Here is a 22,446-nt window from a genome sequence, read left to right on the forward strand (position 1 = left end):
TGAAACGGACCCGTTCGCGGCCCTTAGGACTGCAGCAGGCTAAGACGAATGGTAAGCCACAGCCATAACAACGCCAAGACCAGCATGCCCAAGACATAGGCGGCAAAGCGGCGGTGGACGCGATTGGTGGTGACGTGAATGGCGGTGTGGATATAACGCAGCACAACGAACGCCCAGGCCAGCGTGACTTCTACCCACCCCGTGCCACCTGCCCAGAGGCTAAGGGCCGAGGCGAGGTAGAACAGCACCGGGAGTTGAAACTGATTGTCAAAATTATTGGAGAGAAGCCGGGCTTTGAGCGGATAGGCAGTGCGCTCAACCGCGATGTCCTTGACCCGAATTTCGCCACTCATCACCCGCGGCACCCGCTCGCGCCCCATCATCACCAAAACCGCAAAGGTCAGAAAGACCTGTGCTGCAATGGCGAGAAACAGGGCTTTATCGAGCAAGGGCATTTCTATCTGCCGCCGCGGTAGTTTGGCGCTTCGCGCGTGATCGAGACGTCATGGACGTGACTTTCGCTGAGTGCAGCGCCGGAGATTTTCACGAAGACCGAATTGTCGCGGAATTCCTGCAGATTATGGGCGCCGGTATAGCCCATTGATGCGCGCAGGCCACCGGCCAACTGATGCAGAACGGCACCCGCTGCGCCTTTGTAGGGAACCTGACCTTCAATGCCTTCGGGCACCAGCTTCATTTGATCCCGCACGTCCTGCTGGAAATAGCGATCAGCTGACCCCGACCCCATGGCACCGACCGAGCCCATGCCGCGATAGGATTTATAGGAGCGGCCCTGATAGAGGTAAACTTCGCCGGGGCTTTCGTCGGTACCGGCCAAAAGCGAACCGACCATGACGCAAGAAGCACCACCGGCCAAGGCTTTAGCCATATCTCCTGAGAATTTGATTCCGCCATCTGCGATGACGGGCACGTTCTGCTTGGCACCCTCTTCCGCGCAGGCCATGACCGCTGCAAGCTGGGGCACGCCGACGCCTGCCACGATGCGGGTGGTACAAATCGAGCCTGGACCAATGCCGACCTTGATTGAATCCGCGCCAGCATCGATCAGCGCTTTGACCGCCTCGGCAGTCGCAACATTTCCAGCAACAATGCGGGTTGAATTGCTTTCACGTTTGACTCGCTCGACGGCCTCGGCGACGCGCACGGAATGGCCGTGGGCGGTGTCTATGACCAACAGGTCAACACCTGCATCAATCAAGGCGAGGGAGCGTTCAAATCCCGCATCGCCAACGGTTGAAGCGGCGGCCACGCGCAGGCGCCCCTGATCGTCCTTGACGGCGTTGGGGTTCAGTTGGGCCTTTTCGATATCCTTGACGGTGATCAGCCCGACGCAGCGATAGTCTTCATCGACAACCAGCAGTTTTTCGATGCGATGCTGGTGCAACAGGCGTTTGGCATCGTCCTTGGAGACGCCATCGCGCACGGTGACGAGATTTTCGTGGGTCATCAATTCGGCAATACGCTGGCCCGGATTGGAGGCAAAACGCACGTCACGGTTGGTCATAATGCCGACAAGCTTACCGATGGCGCGGCCACCCTGGCCGCCATTTTCGACCACGGGAATGCCCGAAATATTGTTGATCTGCATCAGCGAGAGAGCGTCGGCCAATGTCGCGTCAGGGCCAATGGTGATTGGATTAACGACCATGCCACTTTCAAAGCTTTTGACCTGACGCACCTGTTCGGCCTGTTCGGGACCGGTCAGATTTTTATGGATGACGCCCATGCCGCCGGCCTGAGCCATGGCAATGGCCATGGCGCTTTCGGTTACGGTATCCATGGCAGAGGACAGAATTGGCAGCTTGAGGGCGATGTCGCGGGTCACGAAGGTGCCGATATCGGTTTCGGTGGGCAACACATCGGAGCGCGCGGGCTGCAGCAGCACGTCGTCAAATGTGAGTGCGGCGTCGCCAGTGATGGTGGTAATGATTTTCGCCAAGGCCAGACCTTTCCGTGCCTTCTGATATCGATCAGAAAATGTTGGAGCTTGAACCGGGCTTAGATGACTCGCCGGGTACAGGTTGGCGAGGGTCATTAGCACCGGCGTGGGGTTTTGCATAGAGGGGCACACGCATTGCAGGCTTGTGACATTGGCGGTACCGGCAAAATTCGGGGTGCGCTGCCTCAGGGCTTTGCATGATGGCAAAGCAGGTTCATAATTGTGGCGCGCATTCGCGCTCCTTACGATTCCCACAGCAAGTAGTTCGCCCGTGAACCGCGTTACACCGCTCGTTTTGGCCGTTGCCATGTTCATGGAACAGATGGACTCAACTGTCATAGCCACCTCCCTGCCCGCCATTGCGACCGATATCGGCACAGAACCTGTTGCCCTGAAGTTGGCTTTGACCAGCTATTTCGTGGCGCTGGCAATCTTCATACCAATCAGCGGATGGATGGCGGATCGCTATGGCGCCAAGAATATCTTCCGGCTGGCCATTTTGGTGTTCATGCTCGGCTCGCTCGCCTGCTCATTCGCCTTTTCGCTGGAAACCTTTGTGATATCACGATTTTTCCAAGGCGTTGGCGCGTCGATGATGACGCCCATCGGGCGACTGTTGCTAGTGCGCTCGACGCCGCGCAACGAACTTGTGGCGGCCATGGCGTGGCTGACGGTGCCGGCGCTTCTGGGGCCGATTACCGGGCCGGTCGTTGGCGGATTCCTGACCACATACCTCAGCTGGCACTGGATTTTCTGGATCAATATTCCAATTGGTCTGGCGGGCATCGCCTTGGCCACACGGTTTCTGCAGGTGGCAGATGAGCGCAATCCGAGGCCGATTGATTTTGTCGGCTTCGTGCTATTGGCCGTTGCGTTTTCGGGCAGCATATTCGGGCTATCGGTGATCAGCCTGCCGGCGTTGCCGATCATTTACGGCTATCTGACGATTTCAGTGGGTGTGGTGAGCGGCATTCTCTATTTTCTCCACGCGCGGCACGCCAAGTTTCCGCTGCTGGACCCTGGACTTTTCCGGCACCGGCTTTTCCGTTCGGCAATTATTGGCGGGTCGGTGTTCCGGGTCGGGGTGGGCGCCGTACCCTTCCTTTTGCCGCTGATGTTGCAGCTGGGGTTTGGCCTGTCGCCATTTGCCTCGGGCCTGATCACCTTTATCGGGGCGGTCGGCGCCATCATCTCCAAATTCATGACCGAGCGGGTTTATGCCAAATTCGGGTTCAAGCCGGTGCTAACGATTTGTGGTATCGGTGGCGGCGCGCTTATTGCGCTGCAGGGGCAGATTGATATCAGCGCCTCGCCGGTGGTCTTGATGGCGATTTTGTTAATCGGCGGGATTTTTCGCTCGTTCTTTTTCACCGGATGCAATGCCCTGGGTTATGCCGATGTGGACAATGAAGAAGCCAGCCAGGCAACGGCAATTACGGCGGTTTGCCAGCAGTTGAGCATCGCTTCGGGTGTTGCGGTGGCAGGCGGCATTCTGGAGATCAGCAGCCATTTCCGCGGCGTGCCGCTGTCACTGGCCGACTTCCGGATCGCGTTCATCGTCGTGGGTGTACTAAGCGCCGTTGGCGGCCTGATTTACCTGCGATTGCCCAAGGGCGCTGGCGATGAAGTTTCCGGCTTTCAAAAAGCGGCCGCGCAAAAAACCTGATCAGAGGTGGCTATTGCTCTTCGTCTTCATCCGCTGATTCCCGCTGGCCCTTGAACCCCTTGGCAATCAGATAGGCTTCGGCTGAGTCGGCGCGGCTTGAACGCGGCTTTGCATGGTGCGTGCTGCGGAAGTGGCGCTTGAGCATGGCCAGCAATTGGTGCTCGGTTCCGCCCTGAAAAACCTTCGCGACAAAGGAGCCATTTGGCGCCAACACATCCAGCGCGAAATCAGCGGCGACCTCGATCAGATGCACGATCCGCAAATGGTCGGTTGGCCGATGGCCGGTGGTGGGCCAGGCCATGTCCGACATCACCAGATCGGCTTTTTTGCCGCCCATGGCTTCAATCAGCATGGCAGGCGCGTCATCGTCGGTGAAATCCTTTTGCAAAAGGGTCACGCCGGGGATTGGATCCATTTCGAGATAATCAATGCCGACGACCAACGGATTTTTTTCAGTTGAGCCGGTCGCCGTCGCAGCGATCTGTGACCAGCCGCCGGGGGCCGCGCCCAGATCAACCACACGCATGCCGCGGCGGAAAAGCTTGTGCTTTTCGTCCATTTCCCGAATCTTGAACGCGGCGCGCGAACGCAGCCCTTCGGCACGAGCACGGGCAACGTAGGGGTCGTTCAGCTGGCGTTCGAGCCAGATTGTGGACGATACCTTGCGCCCCTTGGCCGATTTGACACGGATTTTCAGGTCCTTGTCGGATTTGCGACCGCCTGAGCCTAGCGCTTTATCAACCATTGGTGCGGCTCCTGGGGTATTTTCGTGTTGGCCGATTTTGGGCGCGATCAACATCCATAAGGGAAATCAGAATGCCTTCACGCAGGCCGCGATCAGCAACGCGCACACGCTCGGTTGGCCATTCGCGTCGAATTGCTTCAAATATGGCACAGCCGGGCAAGACCAGATCGGCCCGATCCTTGCCGATGCAGGGATGGCCGACGCGGCGATCGTAGGTCATGCCCAGCAAGGCGCGCATGGTGTGATCGACCTGATTGCGGTTCATCCACAGGCCATCGACCTTCTGGCGCTCATAACGCTCAAGCCCCAGGTGCAAACCGGCCAATGTCGTGACGGTGCCGGAGGTGCCGATCAGATGCACCGGGTGGGTTCCGATCATCTGGCGCAGCTTTTCGCGGCCGCGAAACTGGCGCAAATGTTCTGAAACAAACTGGACCATCGATTCGAAAATGGCAGGCGTTACATTGACGCCACCGAACTTTTCGGCAATTGAAACCACGCCCACCGGCAGGGACTGCCACGAGCGGATGGCCGCGGGCATGCGCCCCTGACTTTTCGGGCGACCGCCACGAAAATCCAGCCATGCCAACTCAGACGACCCGCCGCCAATATCAAACATCAGCGCGCCCGCAGCATTGGCTTCGATCAGATCAGCGCAGCCGGTGACGGCCAGCGAGGCTTCGGTGCGGCGATCCACGATTTCCAGATCGAGGCCGATCTCGTTTTTGATTTTTTCGAGAAAGCTCGGGCCATTTTCGGCAGCGCGGCAGGCTTCGGTTGCGATCAGCCGCATGCGGGCGGGCTGGTGTTCGCGCAATTTATTGCGGCACTGACGCAGCGCATCAACTGTGCGGTCCATGGCTGCCTGTCCCAGACGACCGGTGGTCGACACGCCTTCGCCCAAGCGCACGATGCGGGTGTAGCCATCGATGACCCGGAAACCATGGTCGTGCGGACGGGCAATCAACAGGCGGCAATTGTTGGTGCCAAGATCAAGTGCTGCGTAAACAGGTCCGCGGTGCCGCCGTGGGGGATTTTGGGCGTTACTTGTCCGCTGTTCCACCGGGCTTTTGGGGAGCGTTTCTTCCCTTGGCCCTTGCCCGGCATGGCCCGTCCCTGCCCGGCTGTGGAGTGCCGATTCGTCCACTGACGAAGGTGCGGCAGCGGACCGATTTTCATCGGTCACAAACTCTCCTATCTGCGCGGTCGCCGCTGCTGGTTGCCCAGCACGCGCCCATCGCAGCTCAATTGCGTTGTCGAGGCGACGGTAGAGCAAGGCGGGCGTCAGCGCAATGATTACGACAGGCGCATTGGCGCGCCCAAACGCTTGCATTCCCCATCAGCTTTGGTTATGCAGTGGCCGCGTTGGTCAGCAGAGCATCTCTGCCGCTGACATATGCGTCGCTCGGCACCAACCTTGTGTGTCCGGTGGGGAATAGTTCAACGGTAGAACTGCGGACTCTGACTCCGTCAATCTTGGTTCGAATCCAGGTTCCCCAGCCAACCACCTTCATACGAACCTTGGTCGTCTGCCGCTCTGGCGATAGCCCCGATATTTCAGCGGGTTAGCTCTAGAAGAGACAGATGACGCGCGCCAACTTGGTCTCGCGCAGCCCTGTTGTAGCGGTCGAAACGACCAAAGTCTCCGGGGCGCAGTTGCGAGCTTACACTCGGTTTGTTTGGATGGAAACATGATGGTTGAGCGTGCCGAGCCCGTCAGCCAAAATGACTGACGAGACCCGCGGCAATGTCGGCCAGCAATCGCTCCAAGGCCGGGCGCCGCATGTAGAACCGCCGGAAAAGCCGCCATCATCGTACACAGTTTCCAATGCCAACCAGCCCTCGTGGCGCTGGCTCAGCACGCAGGCTTCACCCGCCTCGCGCTGGGCATGCAGGGAGTTGAACTCCTGCTCCAAACCTTCATCCGAAGATTTTTGGGTGTAAATGGCGCATCGGACGCGCGAGACACCATCTCCCCTACCTCGCAACCCACGGTGGACAATATCAGGCATCAGCTAGTTTCCCCTTGATCTGCCGCAAGCCGAAGAAGCGCGGACCGGACCATTTGGTGCCAGTGATGGTCGAGGCAATCTCACTTAGCGATCGCCAGGCCTTTCCCTGAAACAGGAACTTGCCAACGGCCTGAACCACAACCTCATGCACCTCACCCCGCCACTCGCGCACCAGTCGCGTTCCCGGATCGAGCGCAATCGGCGGTTGCGCTTTTACTCCTTTCGACCGCACCGCCTGTTCTACGCGCCGCGCGGCCAGTCGGATCGAAGGCAAATTGCCCCTACCATTCGATCCCAAACCACCCTGCCGCCCTTCCCTCAGCGACTGGATCTGAAACGCCACCGCCCGGAGCATCAGTTCGCGGCTCAGTCGGGCACGCGGGTCTGCTCCATACAGCCGGTCCATAAGTTCCGATAGTTCGGGACTCGAAAGCCCCTCGAGATCGACCGGCATGGGCAGAACATGGCCGCGCCAGTCTTCCTTGGTGATTACCGCCATCGCAGTTAGCCCTCGATCCGATAGCGCAACACACCATCGCTGCCCTTTTCAGCAACCAGCGCCCGCCCCAATTTATTGCGCACTGTGCCGGACAAAAAACCCCCGCACCGAGTGCGCTTGCCAACCGGTCGCCGTCATTAGATCGGCCAGGCAAGCCCCCGCTTGCGCCTCAGGCATTTTAGGATCGTCTCGCCCTTAGTGGGTATTTTGGCGGCGTTGGCGCTGCGAGACCGGGGCTTGGAGCGCGACTCGGCGCCAGGGCTGGCGGTCGGCAATTTGGTCGCCACGCGCCGGAAGCCATCATGGCCGGGTGCTTAACCTCCACCAGTTGCCCACCTCGCCCATAGCGTCACGGGCTGTCATGCACTAACATTCCAAACGGGGCCAGGCCGGTCAACCCAAATGGATATTCGATTTTTCCATTATGTTTATCATCGTTTGAATAGGCCCAATATTATATTCATTCTCGTAATATAGCGCCGAGGTGGACAAGCTCCACATGTTCAATTGCTTGAAGTTAATGCTGGTGATGCCGAATTTGGTCGCAATGGCCGCAAACTCCTCCGGCAGTATAATGACGTACTGCCCCCCTTTCACGACCGACAGAATGGCCGCAAGCGAGCTTGCCCTTAATGGAATGTTGGGGAGCGGCACGCCAGCTTTCGTACATATTGCCAAGACATTTCGCGTAAAAACGTTGTCGTTGTAGAAGCCAATCCATGGATACCGGACCAGGTCCGAAAGGTCGGCATCGGTGCTGCCTGCTAATGGGTGGTTCTGGCTTGCGAACGGCAATTGCGTTCCGGGCGGGAACTTAAACTCGTGGCACCCGTGCGGAACCTTTACGTCGGTCATGTCCCCAACTGCGATATCGACTGCTCCACTCTCGAGTTGCGTCACAAGTGATTCCATTGGTGCCGTTACCAAGTCCACGTCGAGGTTGAGATATATCGACATGAATTCATGGATGGCTCCCGGAATTCTGACCCAACTCCACATTTGGCCTGCACCAACGCGAATTCTACCTCGTAATCCGCTATCCAAGCCAGCGATACGAACCAGGGAACGCCGAGTTTCCGTCTCGATTTTTTTGGCGCAGTTGTAAAGTTCATGCCCGGCCTCGGTGGGGAAAAGCCCGCGACTCCTGCGAACGAAGAGCAAGACATTCAAATCGTTCTCCAACCGATGAAGGCTTTTGGATAATGCCGGCTGCGTTAGCAGAACGATTTCGGCAGCACGACTGATATTCCCATGTTCATAAATCGCGATGAAGTTTGCCAGGCAGCGATCATCCAAGAATGTGTTCATGCATCCTAACCCATGATTGTTTTTCATATATCCATAAATATTTCGACCTTTATGGAATACCAGTCAAGAGATAGGTTCCGACAAATGCAGCGAACGTTCTTGAAGGTTGGCTACGGAATGGACGGGCTCCGCAGCAACCCGACGAAACGCTTATTTGACGCGAAACACTCATAGGCCGGACGACATCCCGATCTCGTAGGCGAACAGGCTTGAAAGAGGAAACACAATGATCAAAGCCAGACAGCCGAATTTCCTCTTTCTGATTGTCGATCAGATGTCGCATTTTGTTCTTCCCGTTGCTCAGCCATCGTATCGAAAAGCGGCGCAAAAAGCGGTTGCCCCAAATATTGCCAAACTTGCAGCCGGTGGACGCGTGTTCACGGATTGCTACACCGCGTCACCCTTGTGTGCCCCCGCCCGGGCGTCACTAGCGACGGGCACCCATGTCCGTCGTCACCGTGTTTGTACCAATGGCGATGAGTTCAGCGCGTCACTGCCGACCTATATGCATGGTCTCCAGAGCATCGGTTACCGCACGACCGTGTCGGGGAAGACCCATTCAATTGGCCCTGATCAGCTTCATGGTTTCGATGACAGGCAAACCACAGATATTTATCCCTCTGACTTTATCTGGTCGCGCGATTGGGATTTGCCGGTCAAGCATGATCCCGGAACCTCAGTTGATAAGCTCGAGTCGTCGGGGCTCTGCCGTACCAACATGCAGATCAATTATGACACCGAAACGAAGAACCGGGCGGTGGAATTTCTGCAAGGCCACGCTTTGGATGCCAAGGAAAAACCATTCTTCATGATGGTTTCGTTCACCCAGCCGCATGAGCCGTTTCAAACGCTTCCCAAATATTGGGAACTTTATGACGATGCGAATATCCAGACGCCGAGCCGAGTGGGGCAAGGCGATGGCGACGCCCATCCCTACAATCGCATGCTCCAGATCTATCACGGTATCGACCGAAACGCGCCGGACGAGGAAAGAACCCGCGTCTCCATTCGCGCCCATCTGGGTATGATCAGTCATGTGGATGATTACATCGGACAAGTCCTAGAAACGCTCGAAACCCTGAAAATGAGCGACGACACAATTGTCATATTTACCAGTGACCATGGTGAAATGCTTGGCGCGCACGACATGTGGTTTAAGCGAACGTTTTATGAAGAAAGCGCCCACGTTCCATTGATCATATCCTGGCCTGGGCAAGTCGCGCCCGGTGTTTCGAGCGCGGTGGTCTCGCACGTCGATCTTGCGCCAACCATTCTGGATCTAGCCGGTCTCGAGCCAAAAAGAGCCGGACTAGATTTCGATGGGGACAGCTTGAAGCGAATACTTCTTGCTGGCGAAGATCCGGATTGGCGTGGGACGGCACTCATTGATTATTTCGGCGACGGCACCAACACCCCCATGTTCATGTTGCGGGACGGCGATTGGAAACTGGTGGCATTCCTCGATTTTGAACCGATCTTATACAACCTCGCCGAAGATCCCGAGGAGGGTACAAATCTGGCAAACCGGCCGGAGCACAGCGGGCGGGTCAGCAAAATGCTCGGGCAGATTTTTGCCGATTTTGACGCCAAGGACTTCGTTGAAGAAATCAAAGAGGCGCAAAAAACGAGAATTTTTATTCAGAACGGACGAAATCAATCTGAAACATCGGGCGGCGCGTGGGACTACCAGCCGCATCGAGACGCGACAAAGCAATACGTCCGAACGGCGGTCAACGCTGGTAGCAGTTGCTGAACAAAATCAAAGAACCAACACGTGTTGCCCAGGGGCAGTGCGACATCAATCTACAGACCTCAGGGAGGAACGAGGAATGAACAGTAAAATCTTAAGAGCGATACGCGGTATCGGCCTTGCCGCCGTAACCATGGCAACCATCATAACGCCTGCGTCTGCTGCAGAGCGCCTAAGGGTAGGCTATTTGAGTTTCCTGACATTTGGTGGCATCTCGGTCGCTGAGGAGAAAGGCTGGTTTAAGGATGCTGGGCTCGATGTTGAACTCATCCTATTCGCCAGTGGCCCTCCACTGCTTGAAGCTATGGCGTCGGGATCCATTGACGTTGGCGCACTCGGTGGCGTTCCAACCATTCGCACGGTCGCGACCAATCTATTCCCAATTCGCATTCTGGCCCCGGTCGCAGACGTATCTGGTACACTCAATATTGTTTCCACCAATGACATCAAAACCATCGCTGACCTTAAAGGCAAAAACGTCAGCGTGCCCTGGGGAACAACAGCGCATCTTCTTCTGGCTCAGGCCCTTGAGCAGAATGGCCTAACGATGGACGACGTCAATCTGATTCAAATGGAGTCTATTGACGGACAGGCTGCTTTTGTTGCGGGTCGGCTTGACGCTGTCATCCCCATTGAATCCTCGCTCGAACAAGTCCTGGCTGCGCGAAAAGACTCGCACATCTTGTTCAAACCATCCGATTTTGATCCGCCGCTCGGCATGTTTGACAGTTGGGTAGCACCCGAATCCGTTGTCGCCGCCCGCCACGACGATATTGCTACGCTGATGAAGGTTTGGGAAAATCAGATTGTTCCTTACATGCAGGCAGAAAACACCGGCGAACTACGGACGTGGCTCACCCAAGTGGTTGGCGTGACAATGTCGGTTGAAGATACCAAGGCCAAATTGGACAACTTGACCTATTATGATGCGACAGCCGTACGTAAACTGGTGGAAACTGGCGAGTTCAAGCGGTTGCTGACCTTGCAGGCAGACTTTATGGCGGAGGCAGGGCTAATCCCTAAAGTGCCGAGCTTCGATAAGTTCATAGACACCTCGATGTTGCCTTAAAAGCGGTCAGCGACCCCACCCGATCAATTGAAGGTCAACAAGATGCCTGCTTCAAAAGTATCTGTCGAAGCGGACGGAGTGTCGGATACGACACCCGACCGCCCAATGTCCCCGGCAGAGGTTATGCGATTTCGCCGGATCGAAAGACTGGTGATTGGAACAGTTAGCCTAGGCACCCTTGTTTTGGCCTATTCAGTGGTCTCAAACCTCCCTGGGACGAATCCAGCTCTGCTGCCACCGCCCCAGGCAATTTTGGCGACAGCCATGGCCAAATTTAGCGATGGAACATTGCTGACTGCCGTATGGGCCAGCTTATCGCGTATTCTAATTGGCTATACGATTGGCACCGCGCTGGCGATACTCATCGGGAGCTTGATGGGCTGGTTTCGTTATGTGGAATATGTATTCGATCCGATTGTTGAATGCATGCGCCCCGTACCGCCACTTGCCTATATACCGCTGATTATTCTGTGGATTGGGATCGGTGAAGAATCTCGAATACTGGTTCTCGTGATCACCTCTTTCGTTGTCTGCATCGTGCCGACCTTCTCAGGCATGAAGCAGGTGCCAAAAGTCTATGTAGAGGCAGCTCGAACACTTGGCGCCAGCGAAGCCACCATCTTTTACAAAGTTGCTATCCCATTCGCGGTTCCGTTCATCTTTGCGGGAATGCGCGTCGGTATGGCAGCCTCTTGGGCAACGCTTGTAGCCGCCGAACTTGTCGCCGCCCAAAGCGGGCTTGGATATATGCTCCAAGCTGGACGGCGCTTTTTTGACACCAGCCTTGTGATGGTCGGCATATTCTGCATCGGCGTTTTGGCCTTCATCATGGACCGTATTTTCCGCACGATCCAAGTCCGCATGAGCCGTTGGGAGGAGGTGTCGAAATGAGCCAAGCAAACCTCGATCAAACCGAAGCCCCCTCGCTCATCATTCAAAACATCCGCCAAGATTTCATTACGCTGGATGGCACCGAACTCAACGTTCTTGACAATATTAATTTGGGCTTCCGCGAGCGAGAGTTCATTTCATTCATCGGCCATTCCGGTTGCGGCAAGTCAACGCTTCTTCGAATCATTGCCGGTTTGCAAACGCCCACTCAGGGCAGCATCCTGTACAAGGGCAAGAAAATTAAAGGCACTAGTGCCGCCCGTGGCATGGTGTTCCAGCAAGACGCGGTATTTCCGTGGCTAACGGTCCGAAAGAACATTGAGTTCGGTCTTAAACTGAAGAAACTGCCGCGCGATAAGGTTCGCGCTCAAGCCGAAAAATGGATTGCACTTGTTGGCCTTGGTGGCTGGGAAGATGCCTATCCAAAAGAATTGTCCGGCGGCATGCGCAAACGTGTCGATCTGGCGCGCGTATATGCAAACACGCCGGATTTGATGCTCATGGACGAGCCTTTCGGCGCCTTAGACCAGCAGACAAAATCCAATATGCAAACCCAGTTGCTTCGTTTGTGGGAAACAGCTGGCTCGACCGTCATTTTCGTCACGCACGATTTGGAAGAAGCCGTTTTCTTGTCAGATCGAATTGTGGTGCTTGCGCCACGACCTGGTCGCGTAAAAACCATTATGGATGTTAGTCTTTCACGCCCACGCCGCGAGGAATTACGTTTGTCGGAAGAATTTCTCGCCGAAAAACGCAAACTGCATGAGCTTCTTAAAGAGGATGCCTAGAGGGGCCGGGCGGCTAAATCAGCGCCCTTGCAATCTGCGCGAAGCACCGACCGGACTCTTGATTCTGCCTGCATACTGGACAGCCGGCGAACCATGCCTGCTCCATGATTTGATAACGAGGTGACAGGCTTGAAGCTCCAAGACAGCAGTACGTCCGCCCAAGACTCAGGGGAAATTCATGGCCGATTATGACTTCGTTATCGCAGGAGGTGGGTCATCTGCCTGCGTAACTGCCATGCGCCTCGTTCGAGAGTTTGGCTACTCTGTTCTCGTTCTGGAGCGCGGCCCGGCTAAGACCAGCCCTATTATGGCGATGCCGGCGGGATACATGAAGTTTTTGGCACGTGAAGACTACATGGAAATGCACAAAACTGTGCCACAGCCTCAGCTTGGTGGACGAGCGCCAATTGTACCTGTGGGCAAAACCCTCGGGGGCGGAAGCGCGGTGAACGCCATGGTCTATATGCGCGGGCAGGCTGAGGACTATGATGGCTGGTCCGCAACATTGGGCAATGGCTCAGAGTGGTCTTACGAGGATATGCTGCCCCATTTCACCGGTATTGAGGCCAACAACCGCCTGAACGACCGCTATCACGGCGCGGAGGGGGCGCTGAAAGTCTCCGATCCCGGTCATATCTCGCCGACGACCGAACATTTCTTGCTAGCCGCGCAGGCATTGGGCCATTCATTCAACCCCGATTTCAATGGTGCTCGCCAGAACGGCGTCGGCATTATGCAGCACACTTATGGGCAGTGGGGACGTTACAAAGCGCGTTCAGATGCGAAAAAGGCGTTCCTCGATCCACTTGAGGGTGACAAGAGACTCACGATCATCACTGAGGCGCGTGTCGACAAGGTTCTTGTTGAAAACGGGCGTGCAGTGGGACTGACCTATCAAAAAAATGGTGCGCAACATCAGGTGTGCGCCAAACGTGAAGTGCTCATCGCTGCTGGAACATACAATAGCGCCAAGCTGCTCATGTTGAGCGGAATAGGTCCTGCTGACCATTTGCGCGAGCACGGAATCAAGGTGATCGCGGATATTCCGGGCGTTGGCCAAAACCTTCAGGATCATCACGAGGTGCCGGTCATCGCCACCACAAAGGGCCGCTCTGGATATTTTGGACAGGACAAAGGCTGGCCCATGATCAGGAACGGCCTGCAATATGTTCTATTCAATTCGGGTCCGGTGACGACCACCGGTATTGAATCCTGCTTGTTCTTTGATCCGGACGGTGGTGACCGACCAACTATTCAGCTCTATTGCGCGCCCATAGTGTATCTTGATCGGGATGTCAGCGCCGCGAAACCGGCATGGGGGGTGACATTTACGTCCTGCCTTCTTCGCCCCAAGGCGCGAGGCAGCGTCAGGCTGCGCTCCGCCAATCCAGCGGACCTCCCCCTTGTCGACTGCAATTTCTTCGGCGATCCCGACGATCTTCGCCTCACGGTCGCAGCTCTACAAACGGGGCGAAAGTTGCTCCAAACCGAACCATTCAAATCGCGGATCGCGGCCGAACTACTGCCAGGCGACGAGGTCATGGCAGACCCTGGAGCGGTGGAACGTTACTGCGGTCAGACGGTTAAAACCAACTATCACCCGGTCGGGTCCCTACGTATGGGCGCGGAGCGCGATAAATCTGCCGTCGTCGGCCCCGATCTTAAACTTCGCGGAATCGATGGGCTGCGGGTCATAGATTGCTCCATCATGCCGCAAATCGTTTCGGGCAACACCAATGCGCCTGCCATGGCAATTGGGAGCAAGGCCGCCAGTCTGATCGGGTTAGCGCACGCCCAATGAGCTGCACGTAGTGTACTCCAATCCTATTCCCGTCAGCACCTCTGTCCCAGATTTGTGGTCGAGATCTAAGAAGTGTTTTTATCCCGTCGCTTTGACGAAGGAACCAAGATGACTGCTAAATCCTCGAGCACCAAAAAAGCCTGCCGAGCGGGTGATGAAGGACATCTATAGGTTTTGAGCGGCGGCATTCAGCCATGCAAGGATTGTATTTTCAATCCTGTCGACAGCAGCGGCCCAGGTTTCGCCCGACGATATGGCCATGACGACGCTTTGCGCAAGTATCTGCTTCTTAGCGGCACGTTCCGGTGATCCAATCCAAAGTCAACCGCAGAAACCCGCCGCCGTGTGACTTCTGGGCCTACATGGACCGCAACCGCATCAATCGCATGCTCGACAGACTCACGCAGTTCCGCCGCATCGCCACACGTTTCGACAAGACCGCAATATCGTTCGCAGCCTTCCTCGCATCAGCTGCCGCCAAAATATGGATGCCGTACTGTCAACAGGTCCCGGGTCATTTGCCGCTAAGTCTTAGTCGGTCGGTTTTCACCCATTTCTCGCCTAAACTCCGTCGGCGTTAGTCCGGTATGTTTGCGAAACACTTGATTGAAGTGGGACAACGAACCAAATCCGCTTGCCATTGCAATGTTAACGATACTGTCCGATTTCTGAATTAGTAAGGCCTGCGCATAGGCCAGCCTTAACAGAACAATGTAGTGATTAAGGGTCACACCGGTTGACCGTTTGAATATGGTCATTGCGTATTTTGGATGCAGCCTAGCGTCTCCCGCGATCTGGGAAATATCCAGATCCTCGCGAAAGTGTCCCGTGACGAACTCCACTATGTGCCGCAGCCTGTCAAAGTTTTTCTGATCTGGAATTTCTAGGTGTGAATTTCGCCCAGCGCCTATCTCAATCAGTTGGTACGGATCTAGACCAATGCGTTCAAGTCGAATTAGCAGCTCCTCGGTCGCAATTTTTTCCCGAGCCATATCTCCCGAACGAAAATAGCTACCCCAACGCTCAAAGGCGCAATGATCCTCATCTGTTTCTGAAGCGGCGATCAACACCGCACCTGCCATCAACTTGTCACGGATTTCATCTGCTAGTCTGAGCCTGAAAAACTGCATGAGGGGCAAGTGGATTGTGTCCATCCGCGAGCCGACTTCATAATTGCTGAGACGATGGGGCAGTCCGCCCCAGAACAGAGCTATATCGCCCGACTGAAGTTCGAATTGTTTGCCGCACATCTCGTATTGAACCCAGCCATTGGGAACGTAGTTGATCTCTATTTGAGCATGCCAATGGACGACCGGCATCTTTTCGGGCAATCCACGGCCCAAAATAACCTTGTCGGGCGACGCCTCCACCGTACTCTCGTGTGGGTTCCAAACCTTTGTGCCTAAAATCTTACCATCCCATGATATTTTGTGCCCGGTGCGCAAGACAGCATCTCCATTGCTGAGCCATATTCGCGTCAGATGCAGGGGTCAACATGCCCCTTGATGGAGGAAAATCATAATGAAAAGTGTAATTGGATGCGCACTGGCTACTCTAATTTTCGCGAGTGGTGCGGCCCAAGCTCAATCAGAAATAACAGTTTGGTCATGGGGTAGTGCGGCCCCAGGACTTGAGGCGACAATACCGGGATTTAACGCCGAGCATCCCGATATCACTGTCAAAGTCGAAAAGCTCGGTTACTCTGATGTAAAAAGCCGAGTTCTGGCGGCCTGCGCGGCTGGTGGCGTGGGCCTGCCGGATGTGTTTCAGTTTCAGAACATTGAGATGGAATTGATTACGGCCCAGTTTCCAGAATGTGCTGCAGACTTGGTGCCCCTTGGATTTGATGCGGGTGCCCAATCGGCTTTTCCTGAGTTCAAGCTTTTCGCCTTGCGCGACGAAGACCGCATGCTGGGAATGCCTTGGGATTCAGGGCCGGTCGTTATGTTTTACCGGCGCGACTTCTATGACAAAGCGGGGGTAGACGCCGACTCATTAACGACTTGGGACGATTTCATGACAGCCGGTGCTGCCATACAGGCGGCTAATCCAGGCGTTACCATGATCAACGACAACCTTAATGGCGGCACCGAGAATTTCCGCATGATCGCAGAAGAGCAGAATTGCGGCTATTTCACCAATGATGGACAGGCCATATCGGTCGCAGAACCAGGATGCGTGGCCGCACTCGAAACGGTCAAAACCATGGTCGACGACAAACTTGTTGCAGCGGCAGATTTCAACCAGAAAATAACTAATGTGACTGCAAACGCGGTGGCAACTTTGATGAACGGCGCGTGGATGGAGGGTGTAATCCGCAACGGCGCCCCGGCAGACCAGTCGGGAAAATGGGGTGTCGCCATCATGCCGTCGATCACCGCTGACGGCGCACATGCGTCCAATTTTGGTGGTTCGTTACTAGCAATAGCCAATAACAGCGATAAAAAGGCTGCCGCCTACACCTTCTTGTCCTATGCGCTGGGTACTAAAGCGGGACAAATTACAATGCTCAAGGATCAAGGTCTCGTGCCGTCATTGACCTCAGCTCTAGAGGATCCCTATGTTGACGAACCAAGCGCTTTTTGGGGCGGTCAGAAAATCTGGAAGCTGATTTTGGGCCGGCTGCCGCTAATCTCGCCGATTAACGGCTCTGAGTTCTTTTCTGACGCCGACCAAGTGATGCTTTCTGTCCAAACCGCTTATCTAAATGGTCAATACACCAGCGCACAGGAAGCTATGGACGACGCCGCCAAGCAAATTGGCTTCGCAACCGGCCTTCCGATCGCGCAGTAGCACTCAACCTCCCTAGGCAGCGTCGGCCATTTGTTGGCGCTGCCCATTTTTTGCTATATCGGGAGCAGTCCATGCGCCGGAGAAACCTGACAGCTTATGGCTTCTTGTCGCCATACTTGTTGATATTTGCTGCATTCTGGCTATGGCCGATCATTTATTCGTTCTATCTCTCGTTCCTGTCGACCCGTCGCGCTCCATGGACATTCAACCCGTCGATGACCTGGCTGCGGATCACCCAAGATACTGCCTTCTACAACGCATTGTGGAACACGCTAAAAATCCTGGCAATTCAGGTTCCGGCAATGGTGTTTCTGGCCACCGTACTGGCGGTGCTGCTCAATTCGCAGCTGTTGCGCGCGCGCGGGTTAATCCGATTTGCCTTCTTCGCTCCAGTCGTCATCGGCGAAGCTGCCTATGCCGCGGTCTTCCGGCTGATGTTCAACACCGATTTTGGCATCGTCAACAAGACCCTTCAAGCCATTGGGCTGTCCAAAGTGGATTGGTTTGCTAATCCTTCGGCAGCCATGTCCCTGATCATAATGGCGGTTACCTGGCGATGGGTTGGCTATAACGCCATCATCATCCTGTCGGGGCTGCAGTCTATCCAGACCGATGTATACGAGGCCGCCACGCTCGAGCGAGTCAGCCCGCGCCAGCAGTTTTTCCACATCACCTTACCCCTGTTGCGGCCAGTACTGGTATTTTGCTTCGTGCTGTCAGTTATCGGTTCGATGCAGTTGTTCGCCGAACCGTACCTGATCACCAATATGGGCGGCCCAGGCGGTGCAACAGAGACACTTGGGCTGTTTTTGTATCGTCAGGGATTCCTCAATCTCAATTTCGGCTACGCCTCGGCAATCGCCTACACGATCGCGGCTCTGGCCGTAGCCATTTCCGCGCTGAATATGTGGATTGGGAGGGACAGAACATGAGATCAAAATCTAAAACCATGTTGTTTCGATCGCTGGCGCTCCATAGCGTGTTGGTACCGCTGGCCCTACTTTGGTTGCTACCACTGTGGATGATGTTCGTGTTCGCCACCATGTCCGACAATGCCATCTTCAGCCCCGACATCCACCTGATTCCCTCGACCCAATTTGGCGAGAATTTTGCCAAGCTGCAGGGTGATATCGATTTCGTCCGTACGCTGATTGTTTCGGTTGTGGTGGCGGTAATCTATACATTTTTCTCCGTCGCGCTGACGTCGATGGCCGGTTGGGCATTGGCGCGATACAAATTTTTAGGGCGAGGACTCGTTGTTGCAATCATCCTTGGCACAATGACGCTGCCATACTTCGTTGTGGTTATACCCCAGTTCATAATGGTCGCCCGGGATTTTGGCCTATCCAATACCTGGTTCGCCCTGATCGTCCCGCCACTGTTCAACTCGCTCGGCGTCTTGTTCATGCGGCAGGCCTTCAGCCTGATGCCGGTGGATCTGTTCGACGCAGCGCGCGTCGAGGGTGTCTCCGAGTGGAAAATATTTATTCACATTGCCCTGCCGCTTTCACGGCCAATGCTGGCGGCGCTATCGATCATTCTGTTCTTGCATTCTTGGAACAATTACCTCTGGCCTCTGCTCATTTCCAATGACCGTTCGATGATGACCGCTCCTGTGGCGCTGGGTTCCCTATTTGGATTAATCGATGTCAGTTGGGGCGGTGTCATGGTTGGGGCCGTGCTGCTCACCGTCCCCATGCTGGTCGTTTTTGTTTTTCTTCAGCGCTTCTTTATGGCCGGCATCACCGCTGGCGCAGTCAAGTAAGGGGGGTATCATGGCCTCGGTATCGATCAACCAAGTTACCAAGCAATTTGGTGCCGTCAGTGTTATTCGCGGCGCGAACCTTCATGTTGAAGATGGCGAACTGGTGGTTTTCGTTGGCCCTTCAGGCTGCGGAAAATCAACATTGTTGCGCATGATCGCCGGGCTGGAAGACATCTCGAGCGGTGATATCCACATTGGCGACACGATGGTCAACGACATTGAGCCCGGCGATCGCGGTGTAGCGATGGTGTTCCAGTCTTATGCGCTTTATCCACACATGAGCGTGCAACAAAACATGTCGTTCGGTCTGCGCATGAATGGCAATGAAAAGGCCGATACCGAACGACGCGTGCAAACGGCGGCCAAAGTCTTGCAACTGAAACCTTTACTTGCTCGCTTGCCTAAACAACTTTCCGGGGGACAACGCCAACGTGTGGCGATCGGTCGTGCCATTGTGCGTGAGCCACAGGTATTTCTATTTGACGAGCCCTTGTCAAACCTGGACGCCGAGCTGCGGGTACAGATGAGGGTGGAAATCGCGCGGCTTCACAAGGAACTGCAGGCGACGATGATCTACGTCACCCACGATCAGACCGAGGCTATGACGCTAGCGGATCGGATCGTGGTGCTTCGTGATGGGCTAATCGAGCAGGTGGGAAGTCCACTCGAGCTCTATCACAACCCGGCCAATGCGTTTGTGGCGGGCTTTATAGGTTCACCTCGGATCAATTTCTTTACTGGCGTTGCGACCGAGTATGCCGAAGGACACCAATTGGTGCAGTTATCGGGTCGTGGTTCGGCGGTTGCAAAAGTCGCAACGACCGAAGCTCTTCCGTCCGGCACGCTGATCAAAGTTGGTGTGCGTCCCGAGCATTTCGAGATTGGCGGCGCGTGCGGCTTTCCCATAAAGGTCGATGTGGTGGAGCAGCTCGGATCGGTTAGCTATCTTTACGCCGATACCACGTCAGAATATCCGCTCATTGTCGCCCGCCAGGACGACGGCGACCACCGATCGGATGAACTGACCATTTCCATACGCGCGGGCAAGGCCCTCTTGTTCGGGGCCGACGGTAACCGGCTCCGCTAACGCTCAACCTAAAAACAGGAACTGACATGTCCTTCGGTAAACTGAGTCGGCAGACCATGGGCGTCTGCTACTATCCTGAGCACTGGCCCGAAGATCGTTGGCCGATTGATGCCAAGATGATGCGCGACGCAGGCATAACCCATGTGCGGATCGGCGAGTTTGCCTGGTCGTTGATGGAGCCAAATCCAGGGCAATATGATTGGGGTTGGCTTGATCGCGCCTTTCAGGCATTGGCCCTTCAGGGACTTAAGATTGTACTGGGCACACCGACTGCCACCCCGCCCAAATGGCTTGTAGATGAGATGCCGGACCTGCTACCGATTGGCCGGGACGGCCGTGTTCGTGGATTTGGTTCACGCCGCCATTACTGCTTCAGCCACCATGGCTATCGGACAGAGTGTGCCCGAATTACCGAGGCGCTGGCGAAACGCTATGGTAATCACGAGGCGCTGGTCGCCTGGCAGACTGACAATGAATATGGGTGTCACGATACCACCTATAGCTATTCGCCTGCGGCCCTGGCCGGCTTCCGAGCGTGGCTGGTTGAGCGCTACGGCGATATCGCTGCACTTAACGCCGCTTGGGGTACAGTATTTTGGTCCATGGTCTATCGCAGCTTCGACGAAATCGAGTTGCCAAGTGGCACCGTCACTACCCCCGCCCCAGCGCATTCACTCGATTTTAGACGTTATTCTTCCGATCAGGTTGTCGCATTTAACCAAATTCAGACCGAAATTATCCGCCGAAATTCGCCCGGACGAGCCATCGCCCATAACTTCATGGGCAAGTACACCGATTTTGACCACTACGCGGTTAGTAAGGATCTCGACATCGCGTCTTGGGATGCTTACCCGCTAGGATTTTTGGAACGCGAGATCGGCGATGACGCTTTGGCTGAGCGCTACACCGGTGTAGGTGACCCGGACTTCGATGCTTTTCATCACGATCTTTACCGCAGCTGTGGTCAATTACGAAACGGTAAAGATCAGGGTCGATGGTGGATTATGGAGCAGCAACCCCCAGGCCCGCTAAATTGGGGAAAGTACAATCCGGCACCGAAACCTGGCGCTGGTCGTCTTTGGGTGTGGGAAGCCTTTGCTGCCGGCGCGGAAGTCGTCTGCTATTTCCGTTGGCGGCAACCGTCGTTTGCTCAAGAGCAAATGCACGAAGGGCTGTTGCTGCCCGATGGCCGCACAAATTACGGTTACGAGCTATGTAAGCAAATATCTTCAGAACTGGATGCATTGCAATGTGCGCCTGCCTCCGACCGCTCGTCGGTCGCCTTGGTTTTCGATTACGAGAGCATTTGGTCGCTTGATGTCCTAAAACCGTCCCAGGATATGAATCATTTTGATGCTGTGATGCGGACCTATCGCGCCCTGCGTCGGGCGGGCGTGAACGTCGACATAATACCACCCGAGCCAGAGGCAGTGGCGGGTCGCAAGCTCGTTCTGCTCCCCACACTGGTGAATATATCGGCAGAGCTGGTTACAGCGCTTCAACAAAGTCATGCTGTTGTACTTGCAGGCCCACTAACCGGATCCAAAGGAAAATCCCTCAACATTGCCGACAGTTTACCTCCTGGACATTTGAGATCAATGATCGATATTGCCGTTCGGCGCGTAGAATCTCGTCGACCATCGCTGCCCTATGTGTTGCGCAATGGTGGTAACTTCGTGGGATGGCTGGAGGAGGTTATTGTAGAACCAGACGTCGAGATTATCGAAAAATTGGACGACGGTCGACCCGCGGTGCTCAAGCAAGGCCAAACTATTTATGTTGCCGGCATGGGCGATGATGTCGCGATGGATCGGATTGTACGCGCGACGCTGGATTTGGCCGGTGTTGAGTGGTTTGACCTCCCAACGGACATCCGTTTGCGAGATAATGGTCCGATGCGTTTTATATTTAACTACGGGTCTGCCACGTTGGACTTAAAGTCCCTCTTTAATGGACACGATGTCGCGTCTGGCTCCCTCGAAATGCGAAGTTGCGACGTGACCATCCTGCGGACGAACAAAGCCACCCAACATTTGTAACCCGCGGTACCCAGCCCAAAGCTATTTGTCCCCGTCAGCGCCTGTGTCCCCAATTTAGGTTGTGATGGGGCGGATAGAAACATCATCGGAATAATATTCGATCTCAGGAAAATGCTCGGCATTCCTACTAACGCAATAACCTCCATTCCTTCTCTTCATAGAAAACACGAGACTTCCGAAATTTGTTTGCCCGAAATCGTGCCCAAGTACTCCAGAATCAAAGCGATTGCACATCCAGTGCCGTCGCGCCCATAGGCCCGCCATCGACGCAGC

The 22,446-nt window shown here is 55.3% G+C and carries 19 protein-coding genes, 1 tRNA gene and 2 pseudogenes; 13 read left to right on the top strand and 9 right to left on the bottom strand.

Annotated elements, in window-relative coordinates:
• Positions 1-23 precede the first annotated feature (23 nt).
• Together PSQ90_RS01325 and guaB are read right to left on the bottom strand one after the other, a co-directional pair.
• A complete protein-coding gene (locus PSQ90_RS01325) occupies positions 24-455 on the bottom strand; it encodes an MAPEG family protein (RefSeq protein ID WP_282211644.1) in 432 nt (143 codons plus the stop codon).
• Positions 456-457: 2 nt separating this feature from the next.
• Positions 458-1,960, bottom strand: a complete 1,503-nt coding sequence (gene guaB, locus PSQ90_RS01330) for an IMP dehydrogenase (protein ID WP_282211645.1) — start codon at positions 1,958-1,960, stop codon at positions 458-460.
• A 307-nt stretch (positions 1,961-2,267) separates the two neighbouring features.
• On the opposite strand from guaB, the gene PSQ90_RS01335 reads away from it, so the two are divergent.
• Positions 2,268-3,626 carry an MFS transporter gene (locus PSQ90_RS01335; RefSeq protein WP_282212965.1) on the top strand — a complete coding sequence of 453 codons (1,359 nt, stop codon included), beginning with the start codon at positions 2,268-2,270 and terminating at the stop codon, positions 3,624-3,626.
• A gap of 10 nt (positions 3,627-3,636) precedes the next feature.
• On the opposite strand, the gene PSQ90_RS01340 is transcribed toward PSQ90_RS01335, so the two are convergent.
• Together PSQ90_RS01340 and PSQ90_RS01345 are read right to left on the bottom strand one after the other, a co-directional pair.
• Positions 3,637-4,371 carry an RlmE family RNA methyltransferase gene (locus PSQ90_RS01340; protein ID WP_282211646.1) on the bottom strand — a complete coding sequence of 245 codons (735 nt, stop codon included), beginning with the start codon at positions 4,369-4,371 and terminating at the stop codon, positions 3,637-3,639.
• Positions 4,364-5,557 carry a Ppx/GppA phosphatase family protein gene (locus PSQ90_RS01345; protein WP_282211647.1) on the bottom strand — a complete coding sequence of 398 codons (1,194 nt, stop codon included), beginning with the start codon at positions 5,555-5,557 and terminating at the stop codon, positions 4,364-4,366. Before PSQ90_RS01345 ends, PSQ90_RS01340 begins: the two co-directional genes overlap by 8 nt.
• A gap of 243 nt (positions 5,558-5,800) precedes the next feature.
• Between PSQ90_RS01345 and PSQ90_RS01350 the strand changes: the two genes are divergently transcribed.
• A tRNA-Gln gene (locus PSQ90_RS01350) sits at positions 5,801-5,874 on the top strand.
• 228 nt (positions 5,875-6,102) lie between these two features.
• Here the strand turns inward: PSQ90_RS01350 and PSQ90_RS01355 are convergent.
• From PSQ90_RS01355 to PSQ90_RS01365, 4 genes and pseudogenes are all read right to left on the bottom strand, one after another.
• Positions 6,103-6,383 (bottom strand): annotated as a pseudogene (locus tag PSQ90_RS01355) (recombinase family protein); the annotation flags it as partial.
• Positions 6,376-6,882, bottom strand: coding sequence for a DUF2924 domain-containing protein (locus PSQ90_RS01360; RefSeq protein WP_282211648.1), 507 nt, complete (start codon positions 6,880-6,882; stop codon positions 6,376-6,378). The pseudogene PSQ90_RS01355 and the gene PSQ90_RS01360, both read right to left, overlap by 8 nt.
• Before the next feature lie 72 nt (positions 6,883-6,954).
• Positions 6,955-7,059: a DUF3489 domain-containing protein gene (locus PSQ90_RS17090; RefSeq protein ID WP_407648149.1), complete on the bottom strand. Its 105-nt coding sequence runs from the start codon at positions 7,057-7,059 to the stop codon at positions 6,955-6,957.
• Positions 7,060-7,275: 216 nt separating this feature from the next.
• Positions 7,276-8,190, bottom strand: a complete 915-nt coding sequence (locus PSQ90_RS01365) for a LysR family transcriptional regulator (RefSeq protein ID WP_282211649.1) — start codon at positions 8,188-8,190, stop codon at positions 7,276-7,278.
• Between the two features lie 226 nt (positions 8,191-8,416).
• On the opposite strand from PSQ90_RS01365, the gene betC reads away from it, so the two are divergent.
• The 6 genes and pseudogenes from betC to PSQ90_RS17185 form a co-directional block, all read left to right on the top strand.
• Positions 8,417-9,943 (top strand): choline-sulfatase, encoded by a 1,527-nt coding sequence (gene betC, locus PSQ90_RS01370; protein ID WP_282211650.1) that lies wholly within the window; start codon positions 8,417-8,419, stop codon positions 9,941-9,943.
• A 76-nt stretch (positions 9,944-10,019) separates the two neighbouring features.
• Complete coding sequence (locus tag PSQ90_RS01375; protein ID WP_282211651.1) at positions 10,020-11,009, top strand: ABC transporter substrate-binding protein; 990 nt, start codon at positions 10,020-10,022, stop codon at positions 11,007-11,009.
• 264 nt (positions 11,010-11,273) lie between these two features.
• Positions 11,274-11,900, top strand: coding sequence for an ABC transporter permease (locus tag PSQ90_RS01380; protein WP_282211652.1), 627 nt, complete (start codon positions 11,274-11,276; stop codon positions 11,898-11,900).
• Positions 11,897-12,688, top strand: a complete 792-nt coding sequence (locus PSQ90_RS01385) for an ABC transporter ATP-binding protein (protein ID WP_282211653.1) — start codon at positions 11,897-11,899, stop codon at positions 12,686-12,688. The genes PSQ90_RS01380 and PSQ90_RS01385 overlap by 4 nt, the downstream gene beginning before the upstream one ends.
• A 178-nt stretch (positions 12,689-12,866) precedes the next feature.
• On the top strand, positions 12,867-14,489 hold the full coding sequence (locus PSQ90_RS01390; protein WP_282211654.1) for a GMC family oxidoreductase: 1,623 nt from the start codon (positions 12,867-12,869) through the stop codon (positions 14,487-14,489).
• 255 nt (positions 14,490-14,744) lie between these two features.
• Positions 14,745-14,983, top strand: a pseudogene (locus tag PSQ90_RS17185) (IS5 family transposase); the annotation flags it as partial.
• 30 nt (positions 14,984-15,013) lie between these two features.
• Here PSQ90_RS17185 and PSQ90_RS01395 read toward each other — a convergent pair.
• Positions 15,014-15,934, bottom strand: a complete 921-nt coding sequence (locus PSQ90_RS01395; protein ID WP_282211655.1) for a helix-turn-helix domain-containing protein — start codon at positions 15,932-15,934, stop codon at positions 15,014-15,016.
• 76 nt (positions 15,935-16,010) lie between these two features.
• Between PSQ90_RS01395 and PSQ90_RS01400 the strand changes: the two genes are divergently transcribed.
• From PSQ90_RS01400 to PSQ90_RS01420, 5 genes are all read left to right on the top strand, one after another.
• Entirely contained in the window at positions 16,011-17,282 is a 1,272-nt protein-coding gene (locus tag PSQ90_RS01400) for an extracellular solute-binding protein (RefSeq protein ID WP_282211656.1), read from the top strand.
• A 71-nt stretch (positions 17,283-17,353) separates the two neighbouring features.
• The gene (locus PSQ90_RS01405; RefSeq protein WP_282211657.1) at positions 17,354-18,214 is read left to right on the top strand and encodes a carbohydrate ABC transporter permease; all 861 of its coding nucleotides are present in this window, start codon (positions 17,354-17,356) and stop codon (positions 18,212-18,214) included.
• A complete protein-coding gene (locus PSQ90_RS01410) occupies positions 18,211-19,047 on the top strand; it encodes a carbohydrate ABC transporter permease (RefSeq protein WP_282211658.1) in 837 nt (278 codons plus the stop codon). Before PSQ90_RS01405 ends, PSQ90_RS01410 begins: the two co-directional genes overlap by 4 nt.
• Before the next feature lie 10 nt (positions 19,048-19,057).
• Positions 19,058-20,134, top strand: coding sequence for an ABC transporter ATP-binding protein (locus PSQ90_RS01415; RefSeq protein WP_282211659.1), 1,077 nt, complete (start codon positions 19,058-19,060; stop codon positions 20,132-20,134).
• A 26-nt stretch (positions 20,135-20,160) separates the two neighbouring features.
• The gene (locus PSQ90_RS01420; protein ID WP_282211660.1) at positions 20,161-22,173 is read left to right on the top strand and encodes a beta-galactosidase; all 2,013 of its coding nucleotides are present in this window, start codon (positions 20,161-20,163) and stop codon (positions 22,171-22,173) included.
• Positions 22,174-22,446: the final 273 nt, after the last annotated feature.

This window comes from Devosia rhodophyticola (genome assembly GCF_028816475.1).
Classification (GTDB): Bacteria; Pseudomonadota; Alphaproteobacteria; order Rhizobiales; family Devosiaceae; genus Devosia; species Devosia rhodophyticola.

Bases quoted from the DNA above. Each gene is read 5' to 3' on its own strand.
- PSQ90_RS01325 (WP_282211644.1), bottom strand. From the start codon at position 455: ATGCCCTTGCTCGATAAAGCCCTGTTTCTCGCCATTGCAGCACAGGTC.
- PSQ90_RS01335 (WP_282212965.1), top strand. From the start codon at position 2,268: ATGTTCATGGAACAGATGGACTCAACTGTCATAGCCACCTCCCTGCCC.
- PSQ90_RS01340 (WP_282211646.1), bottom strand. From the start codon at position 4,371: ATGGTTGATAAAGCGCTAGGCTCAGGCGGTCGCAAATCCGACAAGGAC.
- PSQ90_RS01360 (WP_282211648.1), bottom strand. From the start codon at position 6,882: ATGGCGGTAATCACCAAGGAAGACTGGCGCGGCCATGTTCTGCCCATG.
- PSQ90_RS17090 (WP_407648149.1), bottom strand. From the start codon at position 7,059: ATGCCTGAGGCGCAAGCGGGGGCTTGCCTGGCCGATCTAATGACGGCG.
- PSQ90_RS01365 (WP_282211649.1), bottom strand. From the start codon at position 8,190: ATGAACACATTCTTGGATGATCGCTGCCTGGCAAACTTCATCGCGATT.
- betC (WP_282211650.1), top strand. From the start codon at position 8,417: ATGATCAAAGCCAGACAGCCGAATTTCCTCTTTCTGATTGTCGATCAG.
- PSQ90_RS01375 (WP_282211651.1), top strand. From the start codon at position 10,020: ATGAACAGTAAAATCTTAAGAGCGATACGCGGTATCGGCCTTGCCGCC.
- PSQ90_RS01380 (WP_282211652.1), top strand. From the start codon at position 11,274: ATGGCCAAATTTAGCGATGGAACATTGCTGACTGCCGTATGGGCCAGC.
- PSQ90_RS01385 (WP_282211653.1), top strand. From the start codon at position 11,897: ATGAGCCAAGCAAACCTCGATCAAACCGAAGCCCCCTCGCTCATCATT.
- PSQ90_RS01390 (WP_282211654.1), top strand. From the start codon at position 12,867: ATGGCCGATTATGACTTCGTTATCGCAGGAGGTGGGTCATCTGCCTGC.
- PSQ90_RS01400 (WP_282211656.1), top strand. From the start codon at position 16,011: ATGAAAAGTGTAATTGGATGCGCACTGGCTACTCTAATTTTCGCGAGT.
- PSQ90_RS01405 (WP_282211657.1), top strand. From the start codon at position 17,354: ATGCGCCGGAGAAACCTGACAGCTTATGGCTTCTTGTCGCCATACTTG.
- PSQ90_RS01410 (WP_282211658.1), top strand. From the start codon at position 18,211: ATGAGATCAAAATCTAAAACCATGTTGTTTCGATCGCTGGCGCTCCAT.
- PSQ90_RS01415 (WP_282211659.1), top strand. From the start codon at position 19,058: ATGGCCTCGGTATCGATCAACCAAGTTACCAAGCAATTTGGTGCCGTC.
- PSQ90_RS01420 (WP_282211660.1), top strand. From the start codon at position 20,161: ATGTCCTTCGGTAAACTGAGTCGGCAGACCATGGGCGTCTGCTACTAT.